Here is a 24,928-nt window from a genome sequence, read left to right as displayed (position 1 = left end):
CACCGACGAGTGGCAAGCGTATGCCACATTGAAGCTACGCGGCGAACACGTGCTGATCCGCAAGGAGAAGGGCAAGCCGGTGGGGCGGGATCACATCAACGGCATCGAAGGGTTCTGGAGCTATGCCAAGAACTGGCTATATCCCTACCGTGGAGTACCCCAGACTTACTTCCATCTGTACTTGGCCGAAGTCTGCTACCGTTTCAACCACCGGGGTGAAGACCTCAAACCCCTGCTTTTAAGGCTTCTTCGGCAGATTTCCATCCAAGAATTGCGACGAATTTTGGTCCGGAAAGCTTAGGAATTACCCTTTAAAAAATGAACGAGGGTCAGAGCGCACTCAGTCTGGAAAGTCGACTCTGACCCCGTTCTCCACCTGCGTTCCATTTCGCGATTTCTTTCGCAAGCAACCACTCCGGCAGCTGCCTTCTTCTTCGAGAAGGAATGCAAGCCCCATGCAATGAGCAAACCTTTCTGTTTTGGTTTGCGATCCGGGGAACCCTGAATGAAAGAACCTGTCTACCGTCGCTCGCCGCAAAACGTTTCGACGGAACACGAAGGTTCGCTCGGGGTCATTGGATTGCATGAGGCAGTGTTGTGGAACGTAGTGGGCAGGTCCGACATCGACAGGAAGTGGATAGTGCCCGCGGTCTGGCCTTGCTCGACAGCGAAACGCGGGAAGCTTTGGGTCGCAGGCGCTGGCGGCAGCCGCCGCTGACGCGACCGGCGCTGGCGCTCACGCTGGCTTTTGTATGTGTACTGCACGCCTTGTTTGCGCTGGCGCTGTGGCACGAAATGCGGCCCAGGCCGCAGCATCGGGAAGAGGCGCATGGCGATGGCGATCGGGCGTTGGTTGTGCGTTTGATCGATCACCCCAGCAAGCCACGCGCCGCGCAGCCGACGGAGCCACCCGCGCCGCCCAAGACCTTGGCGCCGCCGCAAGTGGCGCCCGCGCCCATTAGCCCGGTGACGCACGAGAAGCCTCGTCGTGACGCCATGGCCGTGCAGGATCATGAAGCGACACCTGCGCCGTCGGTCCCTGTGGCCACGCCGTCCGCCACCAGTCTGTTCGCGAAAGATGGTTCGGTGCGCCTGGCGCCGACGACGGAGGCCACCCCGGCTACAGCAAGCGCCAAGGCCGAGCCGGACAAGCCGGCGGACGATCGTCAGATCATGCAGCACGACAGCAACCACATGCAGTACAAGGCCACGCGCTTTGAAAAATATTTCCCGCCACCGAACGAGACGGCTGGCGGCGCGCTGGGCCGCCATATAGGCGATGTGATCAAGCAGATGGCCAAAAGTGTCTGCGATCCCGACAAGAAAAGCACAGTAGCCAACCCGCTGTGCGCCGCGCCTCCGCCACCCGCTTCGCCCATGGATCGCGACGGGCGACTCAACCTGCCGCCGGCGCCCCTGGCCGATGATCCGAATGCGACCAAGGGGCCGCCACTTTCGAGCTGCATCGCCGAGTACAAGGCGGAAAAGCCGTTGTCTTCAGGCTGCCCGGCGAACACGCCGGACCTGGCCTTCAAGGCAGAGATGCGCGAATGCATCGATCTGTTCCGTGCGGGCAAGCGCCTCAAGACATGGTGCCCGCTCGATACGCCCAAGCGCGCGGCGGCGGAATCGTCGACGCCAGCGGCTTCACCGAGTGAGGCTTCACCCTAAGCGCTGCGATCAACACGAGGGCCAGCGTGCACCTTTCGAGAAGGTCGACGCTGACCCCGCTGTCTTTGCGGGCGAAGCCGGCTTGCGCTGACGTGAGAGTCCCGCGCTTGCGCGGCTTCTGATCGGCCGCGCGCTGGTCCGTTGTCAGAATCATGTCCAGCTTCTAGATTGGACACATGACGCTCAAACGCATGGACAACGTAGGCATCGTCGTCGAAGACCTCGACGCGATGATCGCTTTCTTTTGCGAGCTCGGCCTTGATCTCGAAGGGCGGGCCACGATCGAAGGCGAATGGGCCGGACGTGTCACGGGGCTGGGCGATCAGCGAGTCGAGATTGCGATGATGCGCACGCCGGACGGTCACAGCCGGCTCGAACTCTCCCGGTTTCTCACGCCGCCTGTCGTCGCGGATCACCGGAACGCGCCAGTAAACGCGCTGGGCTACCTGCGCGTCATGTTCGCCGTGGACGACATCGACGAGACCCTCGATCGGCTCCGCAAGCACGGCGCGCAACTTGTCGGCGAAGTGGTTCAGTACAGAGACGCGTATCGGCTCTGCTACATCCGCGGGCCCGAAGGGCTTTTGATTGGACTGGCCCAGGAACTCTGCTGACGGGCGTCACCTCAACGGGCTGCGCTTGTGTTGCTGGCGTGCTAGCTGCAGTACTCGGAGCGTTCAGCCTTCCCGGGATAGTCTCAGTTCGTTCTTGGCCAGGGTGCATGCCTTCCATGCCGTGATGTCGTGCCGCGTACCGCGCCGCGCAAGCCTGCTTCGGCCCCTCGGACTCCCCTTGCTGACATAGGTGCGGCGCCCACGGTAAGTGGCACTGCCTCGACAGCGATTCGCTTCGTCAAGACAAGGGCGCGGCGCGTTGCGATTGTGCGCCAGCGCGCGATGGCGAAGATTCGAGCGTGATATGCCAGCCGGCAAGACCTGCCCAGGCGGCATTGCAATGCGTTGTGTATGGAAGCAAAACCAGCGCGAAATGGCGTGTGACGATGCAAGCCAGCGGACAGCCTGGAAGGCGGCGGCGGGGATATGCTCCGAGTCGATGCAGTTGATGTGATGCGCTTTCACCGGACGATACGGCGCAGTCCCATTTAGGTGAGCTTGAAAGCGCGGAGCCAACATGCAAATGCAAGCAAGCCGCACCGAGGCGGATGCCTTGAGTGCACTCGACATGACGCCGGAGGAGCTGAAAGTCTACGAGAGCCTTCTCGAACGTCCAGGCTCGACGCCGGCGGAAGTCGTCGTCGCCAGCGGTATCCCGGTCGTGCAAGTGCGTCGTTTGCTTAGTGCACTGGAGAATCAAGGGCTAGTCACTCGATCGCCGGAACGCATTGCCAGGTACCACGCGGTGGCGCCGGAAGTGGCGTTTGGCGCGCTCGTCGCGCTTCGTCAAAGTGGCTTAAAAGCGGCACTCACTATGGCGGAGCGCTTGGCCAAAATACGGCCAACGAGCTGTGGTGACCGCGGTGATGAGCTGACGGTCGAGTTGATTACTGGTCGTGCTGCGTTGTTGCGCACCATCTGCCAGTTTTACGACATGGCGAAGCACGAAATCATGGAGTTTGACCGTCCGCCCTACCTCAATTCCTATGAGTCACACAGCGCAACGCACCTTTCCATGCAAGATCGCCATGTGCACTGCCGCACGATATGCGACACCTCAAAACTGGATTGGCCGGGCGGCGCTCAGCATATTCAGGACTGCCTTGCAGCCGGCGAAGAACAGAGGCTGTACGAGGGCGTGCCGATCAAGGCGGCGATTATCGACCGCCGAATGGCCTTGGTGCCATTGCACCTGAAAGCCCCCATCGATTCGGGATTGCTGCTGCGCCCCTCTTTATTGCTCGACACCCTGTGCGCGTACTTCGACATCGTGTGGGAACTCTCCGTACCTGTGGGCGCGGATGGTGATCTCGGCGCAACCGCCGGCAGATCGGACTCCGCCAATCTGGAGCAGCTTGCGGCGCTCCTCGCCAGCGGGTTGAAGGACCATGTGATCGCGAGCCGCCTTCAAATTTCGGAGCGCACCTTCGAGCGGCGCGTTGCCTTGCTGCAAAAGCGCCTCAAGGCAACAACGCGCTTCCAGGCGGGATGGAACGCCGCCTTGCGCATGAAAAAAAATTCGACGAAGCGCTAGTCTTCGTCGAAAAGGGGCTGTCTCGACCCTGAAGCGAAGTGTCCCCCTGCCGGCAATACCGTCAGGGGGAGCACTCAATCGTTCAATTACTTGAGAGAGTCGATCTTCTTCCAGGCTGCCAACAGGTTCGCGACATTGACCGAACCCAGGCCGTTCGCGAAGCTCCAGCCAGCTTGCGCGGGATACGTCGGTACGTAAGACGTCGTGCTGAGCGATGTGAGTCCGAGATTGGCGTTCGCGATCCCAAGAATGATCGGCTGGTTGTTTGCGTAGATGTAGCAGTTGGGCGTAGGCGGTTCGTTTCGAGGACTGCCAAGCACTGACAAGAGCTGCACGCAGTTCGTTGAGCTGCCGCCCACGGTGATGTTGTGAAACACGCAGCTTTCCGAGCCCTTCGTGCCGTTGTTGGAGTTGCACTTCTTGAGCGACGCGGGCTCCGCGCCAGTCGGCCCACCGTATTCATTGCTCGCCAGTTGATAGAGCGTGGGCGCTGCGTTGCCTTGGTTCATCGATCCACCGGCCTTCGCGATGCCTTCATCCAATAGCGCCTGGATGCCGGCAAACATGGGCGCAGAAAGCGAGGTACCCCCGGTCAGCGCGACCGGCGACGTGAAGCCGGGCGTGCACGGGGCGCTTCCAGCGCAGATGACAACCCAGGTGGAACCGCTGAACGATCCGCCAAACAGCGAGATATCAGGTATGTCGCGGGACTGATCCTTCGCTGCCCCGTGCACGATGCGCTGCCAGGCTGGTTTGCCGTTGATGACGGAAGGAGCGCCGCTGCTACCTTCGGACGACGCGGCTTGCCCACCACCAAAGGTCGCCAACTTGCTGCAAAGCGCCACCACAGGCAGGTGGAACACTTTCTCTGCCGCAAGCGTGTTGCCGCACGACTGGTTCCACGTGAGTTCCGGTACATACGACTTGGCCGTGCCATACACCGCATTGGGAGTGCTGTTGAAGTACGTGCTGGTTGTTCCGTCCAGCACGTCCGCGGTGTCGGTTCCGCCGACGGCGGTAACATCGGGTGATGTCGCAAGCGAGTTCGCATCGATGCCCCCGTCCACGGGGCCAAGCAGACCGATGATTAAACCGTTGTAGTCGGCATTGGAGCCGGAGTCGCCCGAGGAAATGAAGACCGATATGCCTTCGGCGTTGGCTTGCGCCCACATCGCATCGAGGGCGGTCTTCGAGGCGGTGTCGATAACGAGTTCGCCTAAGCCGTAACTCGCGCTGATGACGTTCGGCCGACCAGCGGCGCTCGGGTTGTTGATCAGGTTGTTTGCTGCCAGATAGACGCCGCCGAAGGCATTGGTTACGAGGTTATCCGAACAGGTCGCCACCCAGACATTGGCGCCAGGGGCCATCGCCGTGGCGTACTCGGCATCGAGTATGGTCTCGCCACTTTCGGTGTCTGCCGTCTCCCCGCCTGGATCGACGCAGTTGGTGGGGCCGGACGCGGGTTGCGGCTGGAATTGCGTGTAGGTGCCGCCATAGGAACCCAACCCGAACTGGCTCACGAAATTAGTCCAGTCGGACGGCAGCATGCCCAAATCTTCCACCACGGCGATCGTCATGCCCGCGCCAGTCAGCCCGGCGGTGTAGAGCGGAGAAGTGTTGTAAATCGTCTGCATATCGTAAGGAACCAGTCCGCGCACGCCTGGCCCGGCGGAAATGGCTTCGCGAATCGCCTGCTCGGCCTGCGCCTTCGTGTCCGACGCCGCAGGTTTGGGCAATTGGAATCGATGGGACGAAGGATCGTAGGTCGCCAATTGCGGCTTTTTGAGCAACGGCTTCGCATGGAAATCGTTGAGTCCCGCCACGCCCGTCACCACGCTGGTGAGCGCATCAGGCACGGAGATATCACTGCTGTTCGCCACGTGATTCTCGACCGTGCCGCTATTGGGCAGGCCGAGCTGGTAGCGGTTCATCTGCGTATGAAAGGCGCGCCGCACCGCGCCCGCCGTGCCGCTGAAGTCGATTTGCGTCTTGTTTGGGTACACCGAGTTGACCGTAAAACCCCGTGAAGTCAGCCACGACGCAACGGCAGCGATGTCGGCGTCCTTCACGCCGAAGTTTTCGCCGTACTCCTGGGGAGTAATCCACTGGTGGTATTTGCCCGACGATGGATCGTGCTGTGCGTCGATCAGCGATCGAAGCGCCGCTGCACGCGCAGCGCTTGGCTTGAGAATGAGCTGCATGTGCGGCATGGGTACGGAATCGTCCACCGCGCCCACCAGCTTCGCGTTCGCTAGCCGCTCCAGGTGGGTTTTGGCCAACGCGCTAACGGCATTGGCGTTGACGACCTTGGTGACGCGTGGTGCTTCTGCTGTATTGATCCCAACGAGGGCCGCACTGGACCCCGAAGCCAAAACTAGCGAAGGCAACACCGCGCAAGTCGCCGCCACTGCTGCGACGCTTAATGCGTAATGGATCTTCATCTGCTTTCTCCCCAGACAATCAAGGTTGAATCAACTCGGTCATTCCCCCTGATGTGCCGAACGACGGCGCGCATGTCGCGAGCCCGCCATATCGACGGCGGGAAAGTGATATCACGAAGGAGTGGCGGGGGATCGCCATGGCAGATATCTGCCAAATCTTGTCGGAAAGGCGACGTGTCGGATTCCGACAAGGGCTTTGGCGCGTGCGTGGTTGATACGACGTCGAAGCGAGATGACGTTGCCGAGAAGCGCCGAGAGCATGGTCCAGGCGAATTGAGCTTCGGCGTGACTGAGGTCTTGGCCGGATCCAGCTGCGTATGCGCCGTGGTTCCCACCATGGCGCGCGCTCGGCGCACTACCAGCTAGATCACGCGGAATTCTTGGCTATGCCGGCGCCCACGCGTGAGTCGAGGCTCGCGCGGCTTATGCTGCTACGCAAGAGTTCCCCAAGCCAGCCTATGGGGAAGGTGACTTGGCTGCTGTCGAATTCACCGAGGCGGCCGTCGTTGATGTGGGAGCGGCGATGGTTGAGCGTTTTGGCGCAAGGCCCCTCGCATGACCGCGAAGCGGACTGTTCCCTCATCCGAGAGCGACATGAGAGGCGGCAGATCCTGAGCGTGGCGCCTTGTCCAACTGCCGAAGGCGGAACCCGGCTCGCACGTCTTTTCTGCGCATTTGCATTTCCAATTCACGCCGCCACCCCGCGCGGTGGTTCATGTTGATCGATCAGGGCAACCCTTGCGAGAGAGGGGTGAATCGCATGACATCGGAAAAAACACACGTCCAGGTGACCGTTTCCAGGAATGGTCCGTATCTGGTGGTTGGCGATATCCCGCTCGCGAAACAGACCATTGTCGCTGATGGCGAGGGCGGCTCAGAGAACTGGAAGGAAGGGCCGCCGATCGATCACGCGCCGAGCTATGCGCTATGCCGGTGCGGCAAGTCACAGACGAAGCCATTCTGCGATGGCTCGCATAAGAAGAACGGCTTTGATGGCGCCGAGACGGCAAGTCGGCAGCCATACCTCGAGCAGGCTCAGGCGCTGAATGGCCCAGTTCACGCCCTGACGGACGTGGAGAACCTCTGCGCGTTTGCCCGGTTCTGCGATCCGAACGGGCAGGTCTGGAACCAGGTGGCCGAGACCGACGACCCACAGGTGCGGGCCGCGTTCATCCGCCAGGTCAACCGTTGCCCGTCCGGGCGACTGGTGGCCTGGGACAGGGCGACGGGGGAGCCGATCGAACACGAGTTGCCGGTTTCCATCGGCCTCATCGAAGACCCGGTGGAAGCATGCAGTGGCCCGCTGTGGTTGCGCGGAGGCATTCCCGTCATTTCCGCCGATGGCTTCAAGTACGAAGTGCGCAACCGGGTCACGCTCTGCCGATGCGGCCAGTCAAAGAACAAACCATTCTGCGATGGCGCCCATGCCGCGGTGCATTTCAGGGACGATTGAGCGGCTTCGGGACAGAGAGCGGGGCGCACTCGGCACGCGGATCGCCTGGCAGCAAGTGATGGGAATCTGGAATGACCGAAGACAGTGCAACTGAAGCGCTGAAGAAGCTGCTCGACGACGGGTGGGCTTATCACGACCAGGAAAGCGAGCGTCTTGCGCGTGAGCTCGAGGCGGCAAGCGCGAGCGTAGACTCCGGATCGGTCGTACCCTTCCTGCACCTCTCCGTCCATACGATCGGAGAGCATCTGGGCGATTGGGCGCGCGCCGTCAGGTTGGGCAAGCGTGTTCTCGATGGTCGAATCCCCACCGTAGAAACGGCCAAGGCATGGGGAAGGCTGCAGGTTGCCGCCGTTCTCGCCGGGGATCCTGTCGAGGCGGCGGAATTGGAGCTTGCGTACCTCCACGCTGCTGGCAGCGATTTCGGGGCGGCCTTGCTGGACATGCGTTTCATGTTGATCGGCGCACTGGTCAACACGCAGCGCGTCATCGAGGCGGCGCGTCTTTACCGTGGCGCTGTTGCGCTCATCGAGCAGGTTCCGTCGTGGGATGCCCTGGATCGGACGGCGGCTGCGATCAGCAACAACCTCGGGTGGGAACTCTACGAGACGAACTCGCGCTCGCCTGAAGCGGACGACCTGATGCGGCTGTGCGCGGACATCAGTCTCAAGTTCTGGCTCAGGTGCGGCAACTGGATTCATGAGGAGCGCGCGCTCTATTTTCGCGCGTTGGTCTCCCATGCCCTTGGCGATCCGACGTCAGCGTTGGCGGATGCAGACAAGGCCATCGCGGTGATCAACTCGCAAGGTCAGCGCCCACTCGACGCCGCGCTGCTCCACCTCGCGCGGGCATCGGCGCTGGCCGCGTTGGGAGATGGGAGCGGCAAGTCCCGAGCCATCGCCGATGCGGATGCGGATGCATCAAAACTGACTGCACCGGATCTGCTGGCTCAGTTTGCTGCTGAGAGGGCCAGGATCGTTGGGGCAGCTTGAAGCCCGTCGGCTCGGCCGGCGTGCCTCACATCCTGTCCATGGCGCGCCGTGGCACTTTTTGGAGGTCACCGTCGACCGGCATGGCCTGCCGCCTTTGGACTTGGCCATGCGGACGCTGGTAACCCGGTTGGCGATGGTCTGGCCGCAACCAACGAACCGGGCCTCCTGTGTATCCCAACGTATCCAGGCGCCCCTGGATACATGGCCATGCAATCCAGCGCCCGAATTTACACATGGAGGACACGTGGGGATGGTCTTCTATGCCCGCTTACCCAGCAGCCGGGAGTGGACCCATGTCGGACCAGATCGATCAGCGCAGGCGCAATTTCCTTGGTACGGCGGCCCTCGGCCTGGCGGCCAGTCAGATCGGATGGCTGTCCTTGGCCCACGCCCAGTCTGGCGGCGCCACGGATGCCGCGAAGGCGGCCGCGAAGCTGGGCAGGACGTCTTTTGCATCCATCAAGCACGTCAAGGCGGGCGTGTTGGACGTGGCCTATGCGGAGGACGGCCCGGCGCATGGCAAGCCGGTGCTGTTGCTGCACGGCTGGCCGTACGACATCTACAGCTTTGTCGACGTGGCGCCGATCCTGGCGGCCGCAGGATACCGGGTGATCATTCCTTATCTGCGTGGCTACGGCGACACGCATTTCCTCTCGGCGGATACGATGCGCAATGGCCAGCAGGCGGCGCTGGCGGTCGACGCCATTGCTCTGATGGACGCGCTGCACATCAAGCAGGCCGTGCTGGCTGGTTTCGACTGGGGCGCTCGGACCGCCAACATCATGGCGGCGCTGTGGCCGGAGCGGTGCAAGGCGCTGGTGTCGGTGAGTGGCTATCTGATCGGCAGCCAGGAACTCAACCGCGCGCCGCTGCCGCCCAAGGCGGAGCAGCAATGGTGGTACCTGTTCTACTTCGCCACTGAGCGTGGCGCTGCCGGCTACGCGAAGAACACGCATGACTTCGCCCGGCTCATCTGGGAAAGCGCTTCACCCAAGTGGGCGTTCGACGATGCCACCTTCAATCGTTCAGCGGCGGCGCTGGACAACCCCGATCAGGTGGCGGTGGCCATCCACAATTACCGTTGGCGCCTGGGGATGGCAGAGGGCGAGGCCAAGTACGACGAGCTGGAGAAGAAGCTCGCCACACTCCCGAGCATCGGCATCCCGACGATCACCATGGAAGGCGACGCCAACGGGGCCCCGCATCCGCAGCCCGCTGCCTATGCGAAGAAGTTCACCGGCAAGTACGAGCATCGCCTGATCACCGGCGGCATCGGCCACAACCTGCCGCAGGAGGCGCCGCAGGCGTTTGCTCAGGCGGTGATGGATGTGGATCGGTTCTGAGGGGTTGGCCAGTTTCGCGAGAGAGCGCGCAGGCGTTTCGGGCATTGTGAATGCAGTGAACTCCGGAAGGGGGCCTGGCTCGGAGGTGCTTCGCCGCGGTCGCGGGGTGGTGAAAGTCGCTGGACCCCAGCTTGACCAGCCCTTCGGCTGTTGAAGAGCACCTCGCTGGGGTGACGGCCACCGCGCAGGGTGCGGCAGAAGATGCTCGGGGACCCTTGTCCCCAGCCTGCGCGCGCTTTGCAATGTGCGCGTCTGGAGCGATGATTGCGTACTCATTCCGGGTAGTACGCCATGGCACACTCCGACGACGATTTCGACACCGAGCATGACCTGCACGACGATGACGACAGCGGGTTGGATGCCTCGGTCTGGCAGCTGCTGCTGTTGATCAATCCGGGTGACGACGAGGCGGCGTTTCAGCAGTTCGCGGCATATCGCGATGCGATTGGTGACACGCCGGAGGATGAGGTCGACGTAGCGCAGGTGATCGGTCAGGTGGCCGACTGGCGGTCGACCTTCCGCATCGAAGCCGACGACACGCGTGCGCTGGTGCAGGCAATTGATGAGCTCGCTTCGCGCTGGAGCCTGTCGATCGATTGGGACGGCGATCCGGATGACGACGACTTCCATACGGACGTCGATGCGGGTGATCTGCTCGCGACGGCCTACGATAACCTTGCACCTCACGGTTACACGCTGTGGGTGCGAGACACGGATGACGACAGTATCGCCGGCTGGATGACGCTGTCCCGCGACACTGAGGTCATGCGTGAGCTGGCGACAGAGCTTCATGTGCATCTGCGCCTCGGCAGCGAGCTGGGCTGAGTAGACGCGCGAGTCGACTAGCTATTTTTGAGATGGAGCGGGCGTGCCTGCGCCATGCCCGGCATCAGGTGCTATCCATGGCAGAGACCATGCATTTTCCCTACGAGTCCTTCCTCGATCTGCTGATGCAGTCTGTGGACAGGGAGCCCGCCGGCGCTGGCATCGTGGCCTCGCCACTGCTTGCCGGCGTGCTCTTCACGTCGGGCGAGCCGCGTGGTTGGACACCAGCCGCTGCTTCTCTTGTTCCACTACTGAAAGCCCGCCGGGCCACGTTGCAGGCCGCATTCGATACGACCCTGGCCGCCGACGAATTGCGCCGTTACCAGAAATTCGCCAAGCCGGGAAAGCCATCGGCCCATATCGTGCAGTTGCGGCAGAAGCAGGCCTCCGCGCGCCAGGCCACCAGCATCGCGCGGCAGTCGTTGATCAAGGCCGCAACCGCTTTCGTGCGCGATGCGGGCATCGATGCGCCCGAGCGTACGCCGATCGATGAGTTCATCATCGCGTGGATCGACGCTCACGTGCCTCGGGACGATCCCTAGGCATCGGTTCGATGCCAGCCCTGGAAAATATGTTCTTTAACATATTTTGCCGCTGTGTAAGCTCGGGCGGTGGTAGCGTCCATCGCACCGCAGGATGGGTTCAGGACAGGCCATCCTGCCTCCAACGAACATCCCCATTCTGGAGTGCATCATGAAGAGCTTCCTGGCGGTCTACATGGGTAGTGAGGCGTCTCGCAAGGCGTCCGGTTGGGATGCCTTGAGCGAGGCTGATAGGAAGGCCCGCGAAACATCAGGCATTGCCGCCTGGGGAAAGTGGGTGGCCGATCATCGCGATGCGATCGTCGAGATGGGTGCGCCGCTCGGCAAGACGCTGGCCGTGTCCAAGGGCGGCACGGAAGGCATCCGCAACCATCTGACAGGGTTTACCGTGGTGCGAGCCGCATCGCACGAGGCGGCCGCCAAGCTGTTCGAGGGGCACCCGCACTTCACCATCTTTCCGGGTGACTCGATCGAAATCATGGAGTGCCTGCCCATACCGGGCCAGTAGGCGAACCGGGCATGGGTGACCGGCGGTGGTGAGGCGAGCCTGACCACCACCGCCAGGCGGACGCCTCAATGCACCTTCAGCAGCGAAAGCGCCTGGTGTCTTGCCGAGGCCCGCAACGACCGACGCAGTGCGGGATCGTTGGTGGTGCGCGCGAGCACCATGCCGCCGACGCATAGCGAGACCATGGTCTGGGCGCGCCGATCGGCGTCGCGCACCCCGGTAAGCGCCGAGCGGTAGACGTGGCTCATGCCGCGTATCAGGTCGGTATAAGCCTGCTGCGGCGCCAGTCCGGCGCGCGCCACGTCCGATGGCAGCGCGTAGAGCGGGCAATGCATGTCGATGTTCTCCAGCACCTCGTCGCTCAGATAGAGGTCGATCAGCATGCGCGCCAGCCGCAGCGGGTCGTCGATGTCCTGGGCGGCGCTGGCAAAGGGGTTACAGGTGGTGAAGCTGGAGACGGCGGCGGCGTAGAGCTGATCCTTGCTCTCGAAGTGGTGATAGAACGCGCCGCGGGTCAGGCCGGCGTCGGCCATGATCTGATCGATGGTGACCTGTTCGAAACCGTGGCGATTGAACAGGCGGCGCGCGGCTTCGACGATGCGCGCACGCGTCTGGATCTTGTGTTCGGGACGGTACGACATGGCTGAATACCTCCGTCAGGCTGATATAGCACGGCCGGAAAATATGATCTTTAACATAATTCGAGTCGGCGTATGCTCGGTCTCCGGTCATGGAACACACACCGGAGGTAGGACATGAAGATCTACTGGATAAAGACGCAGGCGCCACGCCGCGTGCTGGCGCTGGTGAAATACCTTGGCATTGACGCCGACTGCATCGAGGTCGATGTCAAAAGGGGCGATCTCAGGACGCCCGAATACGCCGCGCTCAACCCCAACTGCAAGGCGCCGACCATGGTGGACGGCGATGTGGTGATCTGGGAGTCGTCGGCGATCAATGCCTATCTCTGCATCAAGCACGGTTCCGACATGTGGCCCGCGCACAACCCCGCCGAGCAGGTCGAGGTGATTCGTTGGCTGTCATGGAATGACAACCACTGGGCGCGTGCGGTGGGTCCGTTCTATTTCGAGCATGTGATCAAACCGATGTTCCAGCTCGGCGATCCCAATCGCGAGGCCTTGGCGGCCACGGCGCCCGAGCTGAAGAAGCTGGCGGCGGTGCTCGACGGACAACTGAAGGGGCGCGATTTCGTGGCTTGCGGCAGGCTCACCATTGCGGACTTCCAACTCGCCGCCATGGCCTGCGACTGGCGTCGTTCCGAGATGCCTCTGGAGGATTTCCCCAACGTGGTTCGCTGGCTGGATGGCCTGATGCGCATCCCGGCGTGGGCCGATCCATGGCCAGTGACCAAGCAGGAACAGCGCGCGACAGCGCTGGCCGGCTGATGGCGAGCTTGGGTTGCGGTTGGGAATGCCGGCCAACGGCCGGATGACAGGGGCGGGGCCGTGTCATTTGCGGTCTCGCCACACCACCTTCGTACTTGGGCATCGCGGAACGAAAGCGCGCCCGGCATCGGGCGCCATCCACGCGTTTCACATCCTTCCTCGTGATGGTCTCTTCACAGTTGGACGGCCAAATCGTCAAGACCGTCATTCTTCACATCTCCTTGATCGCTCACTCCGCGTACTGATGCGGCGACGTGTGGCTGGCGGCGGGCGTACACTACAGGCGTGTCCATGCTTGAGTTCGAGCATGTCGGTCACCGGGACGGCCCGGTGTCACGCGCGGTTGTCTGTCGTGAGTCCCGATGTGAAGTGATTGAAGCGTCTGCGAAGCCTCGCGGCGCGTCACAACGCCATGGAGATGATCATGCAAAAGCACTCCGTCGTTCCCCTGACCTGCCTGGCCGCGCTCGTGGTGGTAACGGCATCGGCAAGCGTCCTGGCGCAATCGCAGCACGATTGGTCGGCCGCGCCGCACTGGACCTACGCAGGAGCGACGGGGCCTGATCACTGGGGGGCTATGGACCCGCGCTTCACCGCGTGCGGGAAGGGCAAGGATCAGTCGCCCATCGATCTGGAATCGCGCGACGCCAAGTCCGGCAAGAACGGCGCCTTCCATATCGCCTATGAGAAAACCGATGTCGCGCTGGTGAACAACGGTCACACCATCCAGGCCAATGTGAAAGACCCGAACGATACGGTGACGCTCGATGGGGATACCTATCACCTGGCGCAGTTCCACTTTCATACACCGAGTGAGCACACCACCGATGGGCAGCGCTACAAGCTCGAGGCTCATTTCGTCAACGAGGATTCGAACAAGCGCGCGTTGGTAGTCGGCGTGCTGGTGCGTGAAGGCAAGCCCAATCCTGGCCTCGCTCCCGTATTCAGCCAGCTCCCCGCGTCGGAGGAGAGCGCTTCGAATCAACCGATATCGGTGGACTTGGCGTCCGTGTTGCCCAAGGATCACAGGGCTTTCGTCTACACCGGATCGCTGACCACGCCGCCGTGCACGGAAGGCGTTCACTGGGTCGTGCTGGAGCAGCCGATCGAAATGTCGCGCGAACAGATCGATTCGTTCGCCAGGATCTTCCACGCCAACAATCGACCGTTGCAAAAGGCCAACGGGCGGGAAATCGATGACGAGTCGGAGTAGGGCGGCGAGCGCCTGGGGAAGTCCGCGGGCGCGTGGTTCCGCCAGGACCCTCCGACGATGCGGATGAAAAAGGGGCGCTATGCGCCCCTTTCTTTTGGGTTCGACGAGTCGATGGCGCAGAGGCCCACCCGGCGCGGCTTACATGTTCTCGACCGGCAGCACGCGACGACGTGAGCGTTCCCGCAGCGAGCAGTCGCGCAAGGTGTCTGCCATTGCTTCAAGGCCTGGAATGCCATAGATCTGGACCTCGGGCATGTCCTGGTCGGAGGAGTGCATGCACAGCAGGCACTGGCCGAGCAGGCGCATGCCGAGCGGCTTTTGCAGGTCAAAGTGGTCAACCCGGAACAGCTCGAGGTTGTCCTGCGTCTTGGAAAGCAGGCCGCTCTCCATGCGGATGCGCTGGGTCGTGATGGTGTAGGTGACCGAGATACTGCGCATCCAGTACACGATCGCGGCGATGCCAAGGGTGAGCACTGTCCAGATGTACTGGCTGAACTGGTAGTACTTCACCGGATGACCCTGGAACAGCACCTTTTCCACCGTGGCTTCGCGGGCCTCCGCATACGCCTCCAGGTCCGTGCCGCAGAACCGACACTTCCTGGCGATGGCCATGATGGACTCGCCGCATACCGGACACGGCTTGCGCTCTTCTGCGATTTCGCTCATTGACCCCTCTCCAGGCATGGGACGGACGCCGTCCGGCAACGCGCCAAGTCTGCCCGATTTCCCCCGCCGCGGAACATCGACCAGGCGGCAGGGATGCGCTCCCACGGACAAGTCGCGGAGGCGTGCATGCTCAGCGAGTCCGTTCCCGATATCGACGGCGTGTGCATTCGTCATGGCTAACGAAAACCGACACTTGCGGGGCTGCGCCGGCGTGGCTACTCTGCGCGTCCCGTCAACCCAGCCCAAAGGAGGAAAAGAACAATGATTGTTGTGACTGCAGCCTCCGCCGGGTCGACGCGCGTCTGATCATCCTGCCAGCCTTCGCTGGCGCGCTTCACTTCTCTGCCTCGCACCCTGGCGTTTCACTCGGCCCCGCTCGGTGGCCGTCGTCTTTTCGATTGCAGGGTGTATCCATGTCTTACAGGACGTATTCGCTTCATCAGCTTGGCTGGCAGCCGGATTTTGCACAGGACCTGACATTGGCCGACTTCGAAGCGGGTTATCCCGCGCGCGTGGTCGCCACACGGGCTGATGATCTCGTGTTGCTTTGCTCGCGCGGTGCGCTCGTGTTTGAGTCGCCGGATTGCGTTGACGTGGCCGTCGGCGACTGGGTGATGGTCGAACACAAGGCGAATCGCGTGGTCGCCCGTTTGACTCGCCGGTCACTGTTGGCCTATGCGTCGGCGGGCGATGGTCATCAGCGTCTGGCAAGGGCGGCCAACCTTGATGCGCTCTTCATCGTGGCGGGCCCCGGCGATGGCGGCGAATTCGCGCCGCTCCGGAGGTACGTGACGCTGGCGCTGGAGGCAGGCGTCATGCCGGTGGTGTTGCGCACCGCGGGAGCGTCCACTGGCGAGTTGGCCAGCGAGCTTGCTGGCCTGCCGTTGACGCAGGTGGTGGACGCGGGAGATGTCGCGTCGGTCGCCCGGCTGTCACCGTGGATGGCGACGGGCCGGACCGTGGGTGTGATGGGCTGTCCCAATCCGGACCACGCCGCCCTGACGCCGGACTTGCTGGGCAGCGCTCTTGGGCTTGCACCGGCATGGCCGGGAGGCGATGTCGCGTCGACCCTTTCGGGCGGCCTGGCGCCGACGTCTGGTGGCGCCTGGGTCGTCGGCCTGCCGTCATTGCGTGCGCGCGGCCTGGCGGTGGTGGAGTCCGTGACGGCCTGAGGCGCCGCAGCGGTCGAGCGCCCCCAAGCCTTGGGCAGGACGGCGCCCTGGGCGCGATCCAGCTCAGCCCTTTGGAGGCAGCCCATGCGCTATCGTGAACGCGGTTTTCCCGCCGGGCCTACCCGCCGTTCACATGAGCACCACCCTGACCATTCGCGACATCCGCGCTGACGAGTTTCACGCCCTTGGCCAATTGATGGTCGACGTCTATTCGCGGCTGGAGGGCTTTCCCACGCCGCAGGAACAGCCTCGCTATTACGAGATGCTGGCGCACATCGGTGACTTCACGGAAAAGAAGGACGCCCGCGTGCTGGTGGCGCTGGACGGTGAGGGCGGATTGCTCGGTGGCGTGGTGTATTTCGGCGACATGTCGCAATACGGCTCCGGCGGTAGCGCGACGTCGGTCACCGATGCCTCGGGCATCCGCTTGCTGGGCGTCGCTCCGGCGGCGCGGGGCAAGGGCGTGGGCAGGTTGTTGACCGAAGCTTGCATCGACATCGCGCGGCAACAGCGGCACGCGCGCGTCGTCTTGCACACGACGGAGGCGATGCGCGTGGCCTGGGGCATGTATGAGCGACTGGGATTTCAGCGCTCGCTCGATCTGGATTTCATGCAGGGAGCGTTGCCGGTGTTCGGCTTCAGCCTCGCCTTGCGCGAGGCATGACTGGCCAGCCATGTCCTTCCATCCCACGGAGCCATCGACCATGACCCAGCGCGTCGCCACCTGCAGCTGCCGGCAACTGATGCTCCGTGCGACCGAGGAACCGCTGCGCGTTTCCATCTGCCACTGCCACGCCTGCCAGCGTCGCACCGGCAGCGCATTCGGCGTGCAGGCGCGCTTTCGCGAGGAGAGCGTGGTGATCCGAGGCGCCGCCACCGCGTACGTGCGCTCGGGCGACTCCGGCGGTCGCGCCACCTTCCACTTCTGCCCCGTATGCGGCACGACCGTGTACTACCAGCTGGAAGAAGCCAAGGGCCTGGTTGGCGTGCCAGTCGGCGCCTTCACCCGTCAGGACCTGCCGCCCCCGTCGATCTCGGTGTTCGAGGAATGCATGCAGGCGTGGGTGAGGTTGCCGGACGACATCGAACACGTGTACTGAGGTGCGATACACGCGCGACAGGGCGGGCTGGTTCACCCTGGAAGGGGCGCATCGGCCGCGCGGGTAGTGCGTCCGAGCTTGCCACCGACACCTCCCCGCCGCTCAGGGCGCACCCCTGGCGTCCACCCCGCGCCGTATGGCGCCGGAACTGACGGTGCCCTGAGTCGCCCGGCCGCGGTTCCGGGCAACCTTGCGCCAGCCATTCAACCCATGGGACGCTTGCGCGTTTAGAGGTCGACGCGTCACCGATGACGGCGGCTGAACGAGAGAACACATGCAGGCAAGAGAATGGGAGCGCTGGGCCAAGGTGCGTGAGCAAGGCAAGCTCCGCTTTGTCGTGCGCAGCGGCGTGGTTTTCTATGGCGTGCCGATGTTCATCATCATGACTTACCTGATCCCGCATCCGCGTTTGTCCACAGGACAATCAGCCTTGTTGTGGTTGTTCGCCGGCGCGCTCTACGGCATGGCCACGTGGGTGGTTCAGGAACGTCGTTTCCGCAAAGTTGCCCGCAGCGTCTCCTGAACGACCTTTCACGAAACGGCGCATCGTTCTTCATCTGCTCTTTCGGTCCGCTGGCGCAGTGTTGCCTGAGACCGCAATCGGCTCGATGTCCCGTTGCGGCAGGTCGGTGCGTGTAGGCGTCATAGATGGCTGTGGCATGCATGACGACCGGGAGGCTGTAGCAGATGCCCGCCTGACGTAGGGGGCGGGGCTTCCCGGCATGCAGGCACTCTTGCCATGCATGGCTTCGCGCGCACGCAAAGCCCATGTAAGGAGGCCACGCCATGGCACGCAAAACCACCTACGTCGTTCGTGCGCTCGCCGGTGCAATGGTTGTCGCGCTGTGCGGCTGCTCTGACTTCGTAAAGAAGACCGACTTTGACTCCGCCATTTCCGAGCTGCGAAGCAACGATCAGAAGCAGCAGCAGGAGATCGACGCGATCAGGCAGGAGATGCAGCAGAAGTTCGCGCAGTATGACGCCCAGATCACCGCGATGCAGGGTCGCATCAGCGTCAACACGATCGCCCACTTCGATACCGACAAGTCCAACATCCGCGAGGACGACAAGAAGAAGCTCGACGACTTCGCCAACATCATCAAGGCGCACCACACCGATGCCGTCATCACCACGGAAGGCTTTGCCGACCCGTCGGGCAGCGCGGCGCACAACAAACGCCTATCGCAGCGGCGCGCCGATGCGGTACGTGACTACCTGGTGCAGACCGGTGGGCTCCCCGCGGGCCAGGTGCGTGCGGTCGGCTACGGCGAGGTGAAGAACCGGCAAGTCGTGAAGGGCGCGCACGGTGACGAGGGGCAACCCAATCGTCGCGTGACAATAGTGACCGACTTCCTCGGCGCCGGCTCCATGAGTTCCAGCAGCGCGACCGGTACCACCAGCGGCTGATTCCCGAACGCTGCGTGCGGAAGGGACACCACGACAAAGGCCGCCAGATGGCGGCCTTTGCGTGTACGTGCTGCAGGAAGTGTGGTTACTTGCTGGCCTTGTAGGTCAGCTCGGCGTTGTAGCTGTCGATATGCGAGCTCGATTCCTGCATGGCGTCGTTGAACGACTTGCGCATGGCCTGGGCATCGGCCTTGCCGTAGACCCCTTCCACCATTGTCCACAGCGGCGTGTCCGGTTCCTTGCCAACTTCTGCCCACGACTTCGACGGCAGGACAATGACGAAGTCGGCAGCGCCCTCACCGGCATGGCGCACCTCGCCGATGGAATAGCTGTTCGGCCACTTGGCCTTGTCCGCAGCGGCGGCGATCTTCTTGGTGACGTCGACAAAGGCCTGGTGCGCGTCGTGGCCGGGCTTGAGCTTGAAGTAGATCACTTCGATGTACGGCGAGTTGAGGCTCGCGTCCTGGGGCATGTGGCTCAGGTCGGGGCGCGCCTCCATGAAGGCGCTCGTCTCACTCCTGAGATGCGGATTGACGCCCGTGCGGATCGCCTGGTCGCAGGCCTTGCCGGCGGCCTGCATCGCATCGAAGGCCTGCCACGGCATGGGATCGGAGGTGTAGGAGTACGCGTAGGTATCGCCCGTCTCGTGCGTCCACGCGGTCCATGAGTATTTGTAGCCGTGCTTTGCCAGGCACTGGTTGAAGCTCTTGATACCGGCCTCGTAGGCCGCCTGGTCCGCGGGCGCAACGACGTCGGTGTAGTCGCGGATAACGACGGTCGTCCTGGCGTCGGCGGCCATCGCGCCGGCGGCGCATGAAAGCGACGCCGCCAGTGCAAGCCACAGCATGGTGTTCTTCATGACATTCTCCCTGGGGACGCTGCCCCGCTTGGTGTTGTAGTGACCAGTTCATCTGCACCGTCGCCGACGTCCTGCGTCGGTCGGTACAGCAAAACAACCACGTGGAATCACTGCAAGGCGGGTGCGGCCGGACAGGGCCGCCCGTCGGGGAGGGGAAAGCGTCAGGTGGAACGATTGGATGGCGTGTGCGCCGGCAACCTGGCTGGCGGGCCGGGTCGCCGCAGCGATGCATTGATGCGTGCCGCCGGCAGCGCGCGGGAGCGAGGGGCAGGCTTGCCCCTGGAGAGCCGCGGTGGTGCAGGCGACGATTCGTGAGGCATGGAGACGTCCACAACGATGGATGACCAGTGGAATCAGATAACCGGTGTGGTCCATCCATGGGTGGCGCATCGAGAGTCATCTGCCTCGGCATAGCCGGGCGGCGGCGCCAATCTCGCCGTGTCGGCAGCAAACGGGAATACGCCAAACAGCATAGGCCAGCCCCTGCCATGACCAGCCGGGAGTGGCCGGCGGAGTTGCCCGCCGGCGCGGCTGCGCCTGAAACGCAAAAGCCGCCCCAGGGGGCGGCTTTTGCTTCGACTGAAGGGCCGGAACTCAGCGCTTCATCGAATTGAAGAACTCGTCGTTGGACTTGGTGTTCTTCATCTTGTCGAGCATGAACTCCATCGCGGCCAGCTCGTCCATCGGATGCAGCAGCTTGCGCAGGATCCAGATCTTGGAGAGCAGGTCCGGCTCGATCAGCAGATCCTCGCGGCGGGTGCCGGAGCGGTTGATGTCGATGGCCGGGTAGACGCGCTTCTCGGAGATGCGGCGGCTCAGGTGCACTTCCATGTTGCCGGTGCCCTTGAACTCTTCGTAGATCACCTCGTCCATCTTGCTGCCGGTGTCGGTCAGTGCGGTGGCGATGATGGTCAGGCTGCCGCCTTCTTCCACGTTACGGGCCGCGCCGAAGAAGCGCTTCGGGCGCTGCAGGGCGTTGGCGTCGACACCACCGGTCAGCACCTTGCCCGAGCTCGGCACCACGGTGTTGTAGGCGCGGGCGAGGCGGGTGATGGAGTCGAGCAGGATCACCACGTCCTTCTTGTGCTCGACCAGGCGCTTGGCGCGCTCGATCACCATCTCGGCGACCTGCACGTGGCGCACGGCGGGCTCATCGAAGGTCGAGGAGATCACTTCCGCACGCACGGTGCGGGCGATTTCCGTCACTTCTTCCGGGCGCTCATCGATCAGAAGCATGATCAGATGGACGTCCGGATGGTTGTACTGGATGGCCTGCGCGACGTTCTGCAGCATCATCGTCTTGCCGGACTTCGGCTGGGAGACGATGAGGCCACGCTGGCCGCGACCCACCGGCGCCACCAGGTCCAGGATGCGACCGGTGATGTCTTCGGTGGAGCCGTTGCCGCGCTCGAGCTTGAACGCCTTGCGCGGGAACAGCGGCGTCAGGTTCTCGAACAGCATCTTGTTCTTCGACGCCTCCGGCGGATCGCCGTTGATGTCGTCGACCTTCAGCATCGCGAAGTAACGCTCGCCTTCCTTCGGATGGCGCACGCGTCCGGTGATGTAGTCGCCGGTACGCAGGTTGAAGCGGCGGATCTGGCTGGGCGACACGTAGATGTCGTCCGGACCGGCCAGATAGGACTCGTCGGCCGAGCGCAGGAAGCCGAAGCCGTCCTGCAGGATTTCCAGCACGCCCTCGGCCCAGATGCCGCCGCCGGAGCGGGCGTGGGCCTTGAGGATGGAGAAGATCACGTCCTGCTTGCGGGCGCGAGCGACGCCTTCCTGGATGCCCAGCGACTCGGCGAATTCCAGCAGCTGGATCGCGTTCTTGCGCTTGAGCTCGGTCAGGTTGATCAGGCGGTCGTTGCTGCCGGCATCGGCGTAATCATCGTCCACCGGCAGACCGTTGTTGTTGCGCGGGTGCTGCTGGCCACCACCACCGCCACCACCACCTTGGCCACCCGGGCCACGCTGCTGGTTGCGCTCGTGGCGACGGCGACGACCGCGGCCCTCGCGGTCATTGCGATTGAAATTCGGGTTGTTGCCATTGCCGCCACCCTGCTGCTGGCCGCCCTCGCGGGCCTCCTGCGGCTGGCGCTGGCCACCGTCGCCCTGCGGGGCGGATTCGGCGGCGGGAGCAGGCGCAGGCGCGGCTTCGGCAGGCGGCGCCGCGCGTTCTACGCGCTCGACGCGTTCGACGCGTTCGATCGGCGGAAGCGGCGGCATGTCGAGCTGGGCCTGCTTCTCCGCCTTGGCTTCGGCGGCTGCAGCCGCGGCGGCGGCGGATTTACGGGGGGCGCGAGTACGAGTTTCGACCACAGGTTTGGTGTCGGCGCTCTTGGCGTCGGTGGATTCTTTGCTTTCGATATCAGACACGGGCAAACCTCTGCGGGGCGCCGTTGATGACAGGAGGGAAGGGTTGCGCTGCGCGGACGGCGCGGGGGACAGGACAGTCCCGGCGGACGCTTGAAATCTAGCACCGGGTCTGCGGCGCCGTAAAGCGCCGCAGCCCGCAAAATTCAGAAAACTTTAGATGGCCTTGTCGATCATCTGGGCCAACTGGCCCTTGCTGACCGCGCCGATCTGGGTGGCTTCGACCTTGCCGTTCTTGAAAACCATCAGGGTCGGGATGCCGCGCACACCGTAGTTGCGGGGCGTCTTCTGGTTGTGGTCGATGTTGATCTTGGCGATGCGCAGCTTGCCCTGATACTGCTGGGCCAGCTCGTCGAGGATGGGAGCGATCGCCTTGCACGGGCCGCACCACTCCGCCCAGAAATCCAGCAGGACAGGGGTATCGGACTTGAGCACTTCCTGCTCGAAGGCGTCATCGCTCACATGGGTAATCAGGTCGCTCACCGGGGTCTCCGAAGGTAGGCGGGATGGGGCTTTCACGACCGCGCGCCCAGCATCGGCTACACTGGGGCGCCCATGAAGCGCGGGGTCGTACCGGAAGGAAGGCTTGATGCCGTTGCGGCAGGCCTCCATTCCAGCGTAACTCGGGGCACGATTCAAGCGATTCAAGGGCGGCCACGGACGGTTCCGTTGACATAGGTGAAAGGGTTTTCCTTGAGGAACAGGGCGTTAACGCCCGCAGTCCTTTGACCTATGCCAGCGGAGCTGTCGAATACCGCCGCTCCCTCCGGCGCCAGCCACCGCAGCGTGTCGTGGGCCGGTGAGATCCCTCGGGATGTCACCCGCCGCCATGCACTCCGGTCGCGCCGATCCATCCACCTGTTCCTTGTAGCGTCTCACCAGCAAGGAGCCAGGCGGCCGCCCCGTGGCGCCGCCTGCCCATGGCTCACCATATAAGCAATGTCTCAGACCGTACTCACCGATACTTTCTTCACCAACTTCGATCTCCATCCGCTGCTCCAGAAGGGCCTCGACGAAGCCGGCTTCACGCGCTGCACGCCGATCCAGGCGCTGACCCTGCCGGTCGCGCTCACCGGCCGTGACGTGGCGGGCCAGGCCCAGACCGGCACCGGCAAGACCTGCGCCTTCCTGGTCGCGATGATGAACCGCCTGCTCACCACGCCCGCCGTGGCCGAGCGCAAGGACAGCGACCCGCGCGCCCTGGTGATCGCGCCGACCCGCGAGCTGGCTATCCAGATCGAGAAGGACGCCAAGGCGATCGGCCGCTACACCGGCCTGCGCACCGCGCTCATCTACGGCGGCGTCGACTACGACAAGCAGCGCCAGCAGCTCAAGGACGGCTGCGACATCATCATCGCCACCCCGGGCCGCCTGCTGGATTACTACAAGCAGCACGTGTTCGGCTTCGACGGCGTCGAAGTGATGGTGATCGACGAGGCGGACCGCATGTTCGACCTCGGCTTCATCAAGGACGTGCGCTTCATCTTCCGCCGCCTGCCGGCGCGCGAGCAGCGCCAGGTGCTGCTGTTCTCCGCCACGCTGAGTCACCGCGTGCTGGAGCTCGCCTACGAGCACATGCACAACGCCGAGAAGCTCGAGGTGGAGACGGAGAACGTCACCGCCGACCGCGTGCGACAGGTCGTCTACTTCCCGGCCAAGGAAGAGAAGATGCCGCTGCTGCTCAACCTGCTTGAGCGCACCACGCCCACGCGCAGCATCATCTTCGTCAACACCAAGGCCGCCGCCGAGCGCATCACCGATCGTCTCAAGCGCCAGGGCTACCGCGTCGGGGCGCTGTCCGGCGACGTGCCGCAGCTCAAGCGTCAGAAGCTGCTGCAGCGCTTCCAGGAAGGCCAGCTCGACATCCTGGTGTGCACCGACGTGGCCGCGCGCGGCCTGCACATCCCGGCGGTCAGCCACGTGTTCAACTACGACCTGCCGCAGGACGCCGAAGATTACGTGCACCGCATTGGCCGTACCGCGCGCCTGGGCGCCGAGGGCGACGCGATCAGCTTCGCGTGCGACCTGTACGCGATGAGCCTGCCGGACATCGAGAGCTACATCGGCCAGCGCATCCCGGTCGCCAACATCGAGGCGGACATGCTGGTGATGCCGAAGCCGCGCGAGCAGGACGCCCAGTTCATGGCCGACTCCGCTGCCGACAGCGCCGCCTTCGGCGACAAGGTCGAATCGCGCGAAAAGGACGGCGGGCCGCGCAAGCCACGTGAGCGCAGCCGTGGCGGTCGCGACGGCGATCGTCCGCGCAGCGACAAGCCGCGCGAGCCGCGCAAGCCCCGTGTCGAAGCGGTCGCGGAAGTTGCTGCGACGACCGAGGCCGCTGTGCCGGCGCCGTCGGTCGAGGCGACGGGTGAGTCCGCGGATGGCGTCGAGCGCAAGCGTCGCCGCCGCCGTGGCGGCCGCAACCGTCGTCGCGACGGCGAGGCGCCGGTGATGGATGCCGCCGCCACGAGCACTGGCGACGCCAATCGCGCGCCGCGCGGTGAGCGTCGTCCGCCGCGTGAGCGTGGCGCCGCCGAGAACGGCAACGGCCACACGCGTCCGTCGCGTCAGGTGGCGATCACCTCCGGCAAGGCGTCCGAGCACGTCGCGCCGCAGAAGGTGGGCTTCTTCCGCCGCCTGAGCAAGTTCTTTACCGGTCGCTGAGCGCAGCTGATTTTGTTCGTCATTCCGGCGAAAGCCGGAATCCAGTGTCTTCAAATGTGCAGAAGAGGCGCTGGATCCCGGCTTTCGCCGGGATGACGAGTAGAAAGGCACCTGCATGTGCTCGCCGCTGCGTCCTGAACCCGCGGCA

General features: G+C 63.6%; 24 protein-coding genes. 18 read left to right on the top strand and 6 right to left on the bottom strand.

The window, feature by feature from the left end:
• The 4 genes from DVT68_RS07320 to DVT68_RS07305 all read left to right on the top strand — a co-directional run.
• A partial coding sequence (locus tag DVT68_RS07320) for a transposase (protein ID WP_147281681.1) occupies window positions 1–301 on the top strand: 301 nt, incomplete at its 5' end.
• A 332-nt stretch (window positions 302–633) separates the two neighbouring features.
• Window positions 634–1,671, top strand: coding sequence for a hypothetical protein (locus DVT68_RS07315; RefSeq protein WP_233523374.1), 1,038 nt, complete (start codon window positions 634–636; stop codon window positions 1,669–1,671).
• 176 nt (window positions 1,672–1,847) lie between these two features.
• Window positions 1,848–2,285 carry a VOC family protein gene (locus DVT68_RS07310; RefSeq protein ID WP_114824310.1) on the top strand — a complete coding sequence of 146 codons (438 nt, stop codon included), beginning with the start codon at window positions 1,848–1,850 and terminating at the stop codon, window positions 2,283–2,285.
• 517 nt (window positions 2,286–2,802) lie between these two features.
• Window positions 2,803–3,819, top strand: coding sequence for a helix-turn-helix domain-containing protein (locus DVT68_RS07305; RefSeq protein WP_114824309.1), 1,017 nt, complete (start codon window positions 2,803–2,805; stop codon window positions 3,817–3,819).
• An 86-nt stretch (window positions 3,820–3,905) separates the two neighbouring features.
• On the opposite strand, the gene DVT68_RS07300 is transcribed toward DVT68_RS07305, so the two are convergent.
• On the bottom strand, window positions 3,906–6,260 hold the full coding sequence (locus DVT68_RS07300) for a S53 family peptidase (protein ID WP_114824308.1): 2,355 nt from the start codon (window positions 6,258–6,260) through the stop codon (window positions 3,906–3,908).
• Between the two features lie 715 nt (window positions 6,261–6,975).
• On the opposite strand from DVT68_RS07300, the gene DVT68_RS07295 reads away from it, so the two are divergent.
• The 6 genes from DVT68_RS07295 (at window position 6,976) to DVT68_RS07270 (ending at window position 11,920) form a co-directional block, all read left to right on the top strand.
• A complete protein-coding gene (locus DVT68_RS07295) occupies window positions 6,976–7,713 on the top strand; it encodes a CDGSH iron-sulfur domain-containing protein (RefSeq protein ID WP_233523373.1) in 738 nt (245 codons plus the stop codon).
• A gap of 71 nt (window positions 7,714–7,784) precedes the next feature.
• A complete protein-coding gene (locus DVT68_RS07290; protein WP_114824306.1) occupies window positions 7,785–8,702 on the top strand; it encodes a hypothetical protein in 918 nt (305 codons plus the stop codon).
• Window positions 8,703–8,995: 293 nt separating this feature from the next.
• Complete coding sequence (locus DVT68_RS07285) at window positions 8,996–10,045, top strand: alpha/beta fold hydrolase (protein WP_114824305.1); 1,050 nt, start codon at window positions 8,996–8,998, stop codon at window positions 10,043–10,045.
• A gap of 291 nt (window positions 10,046–10,336) precedes the next feature.
• Window positions 10,337–10,870, top strand: a complete 534-nt coding sequence (locus DVT68_RS07280; protein ID WP_114824304.1) for a DUF6630 family protein — start codon at window positions 10,337–10,339, stop codon at window positions 10,868–10,870.
• A gap of 77 nt (window positions 10,871–10,947) precedes the next feature.
• Window positions 10,948–11,412: a hypothetical protein gene (locus DVT68_RS07275; protein ID WP_114824446.1), complete on the top strand. Its 465-nt coding sequence runs from the start codon at window positions 10,948–10,950 to the stop codon at window positions 11,410–11,412.
• A gap of 151 nt (window positions 11,413–11,563) precedes the next feature.
• Window positions 11,564–11,920: a YciI family protein gene (locus DVT68_RS07270; RefSeq protein WP_114824303.1), complete on the top strand. Its 357-nt coding sequence runs from the start codon at window positions 11,564–11,566 to the stop codon at window positions 11,918–11,920.
• 65 nt (window positions 11,921–11,985) lie between these two features.
• On the opposite strand, the gene DVT68_RS07265 is transcribed toward DVT68_RS07270, so the two are convergent.
• Window positions 11,986–12,561, bottom strand: a complete 576-nt coding sequence (locus DVT68_RS07265; protein ID WP_114824302.1) for a TetR/AcrR family transcriptional regulator — start codon at window positions 12,559–12,561, stop codon at window positions 11,986–11,988.
• A gap of 114 nt (window positions 12,562–12,675) precedes the next feature.
• Between DVT68_RS07265 and DVT68_RS07260 the strand changes: the two genes are divergently transcribed.
• The gene (locus tag DVT68_RS07260; protein ID WP_114824301.1) at window positions 12,676–13,326 is read left to right on the top strand and encodes a glutathione S-transferase family protein; all 651 of its coding nucleotides are present in this window, start codon (window positions 12,676–12,678) and stop codon (window positions 13,324–13,326) included.
• Window positions 13,327–13,738: 412 nt separating this feature from the next.
• Window positions 13,739–14,539: a carbonic anhydrase gene (locus tag DVT68_RS07255; RefSeq protein WP_114824300.1), complete on the top strand. Its 801-nt coding sequence runs from the start codon at window positions 13,739–13,741 to the stop codon at window positions 14,537–14,539.
• A gap of 138 nt (window positions 14,540–14,677) precedes the next feature.
• Here the strand turns inward: DVT68_RS07255 and DVT68_RS07250 are convergent, their stop codons facing one another.
• A complete protein-coding gene (locus tag DVT68_RS07250; protein WP_158543463.1) occupies window positions 14,678–15,205 on the bottom strand; it encodes a PH domain-containing protein in 528 nt (175 codons plus the stop codon).
• A 413-nt stretch (window positions 15,206–15,618) separates the two neighbouring features.
• On the opposite strand from DVT68_RS07250, the gene DVT68_RS07245 reads away from it, so the two are divergent.
• The 5 genes from DVT68_RS07245 to DVT68_RS07225 all read left to right on the top strand — a co-directional run bounded on the left by DVT68_RS07245 (window position 15,619) and on the right by DVT68_RS07225 (window position 18,884).
• A complete protein-coding gene (locus DVT68_RS07245; RefSeq protein ID WP_114824298.1) occupies window positions 15,619–16,377 on the top strand; it encodes a ribosome small subunit-dependent GTPase A in 759 nt (252 codons plus the stop codon).
• Window positions 16,378–16,510: 133 nt separating this feature from the next.
• Window positions 16,511–17,041: a GNAT family N-acetyltransferase gene (locus DVT68_RS07240; protein WP_114824297.1), complete on the top strand. Its 531-nt coding sequence runs from the start codon at window positions 16,511–16,513 to the stop codon at window positions 17,039–17,041.
• A 40-nt stretch (window positions 17,042–17,081) separates the two neighbouring features.
• Window positions 17,082–17,477 (top strand): GFA family protein, encoded by a 396-nt coding sequence (locus DVT68_RS07235; protein WP_114824445.1) that lies wholly within the window; start codon window positions 17,082–17,084, stop codon window positions 17,475–17,477.
• Between the two features lie 274 nt (window positions 17,478–17,751).
• Window positions 17,752–18,000 carry a hypothetical protein gene (locus DVT68_RS07230; RefSeq protein WP_114824296.1) on the top strand — a complete coding sequence of 83 codons (249 nt, stop codon included), beginning with the start codon at window positions 17,752–17,754 and terminating at the stop codon, window positions 17,998–18,000.
• Window positions 18,001–18,263: 263 nt separating this feature from the next.
• Complete coding sequence (locus tag DVT68_RS07225; RefSeq protein WP_114824295.1) at window positions 18,264–18,884, top strand: OmpA family protein; 621 nt, start codon at window positions 18,264–18,266, stop codon at window positions 18,882–18,884.
• A gap of 85 nt (window positions 18,885–18,969) precedes the next feature.
• On the opposite strand, the gene DVT68_RS07220 is transcribed toward DVT68_RS07225, so the two are convergent.
• From DVT68_RS07220 to trxA, 3 genes are all read right to left on the bottom strand, one after another.
• Complete coding sequence (locus DVT68_RS07220) at window positions 18,970–19,743, bottom strand: hypothetical protein (protein WP_114824294.1); 774 nt, start codon at window positions 19,741–19,743, stop codon at window positions 18,970–18,972.
• A gap of 594 nt (window positions 19,744–20,337) precedes the next feature.
• Window positions 20,338–22,119, bottom strand: a complete 1,782-nt coding sequence (rho, locus tag DVT68_RS07215; RefSeq protein ID WP_233523372.1) for a transcription termination factor Rho — start codon at window positions 22,117–22,119, stop codon at window positions 20,338–20,340.
• A 153-nt stretch (window positions 22,120–22,272) separates the two neighbouring features.
• Window positions 22,273–22,599, bottom strand: coding sequence for a thioredoxin TrxA (gene trxA / locus DVT68_RS07210; protein WP_114824293.1), 327 nt, complete (start codon window positions 22,597–22,599; stop codon window positions 22,273–22,275).
• Between the two features lie 456 nt (window positions 22,600–23,055).
• Here trxA and DVT68_RS07205 point away from each other — a divergent pair, with 456 nt between their 5' ends.
• Window positions 23,056–24,780 carry a DEAD/DEAH box helicase gene (locus DVT68_RS07205; RefSeq protein ID WP_114824292.1) on the top strand — a complete coding sequence of 575 codons (1,725 nt, stop codon included), beginning with the start codon at window positions 23,056–23,058 and terminating at the stop codon, window positions 24,778–24,780.
• Window positions 24,781–24,928 lie beyond the last annotated feature (148 nt).

Source organism: Dyella solisilvae (genome assembly GCF_003351225.1).
Classification (GTDB): domain Bacteria; phylum Pseudomonadota; class Gammaproteobacteria; order Xanthomonadales; family Rhodanobacteraceae; genus Dyella; species Dyella solisilvae.
This window is presented reverse-complemented; position numbering and strand designations above follow the sequence as displayed.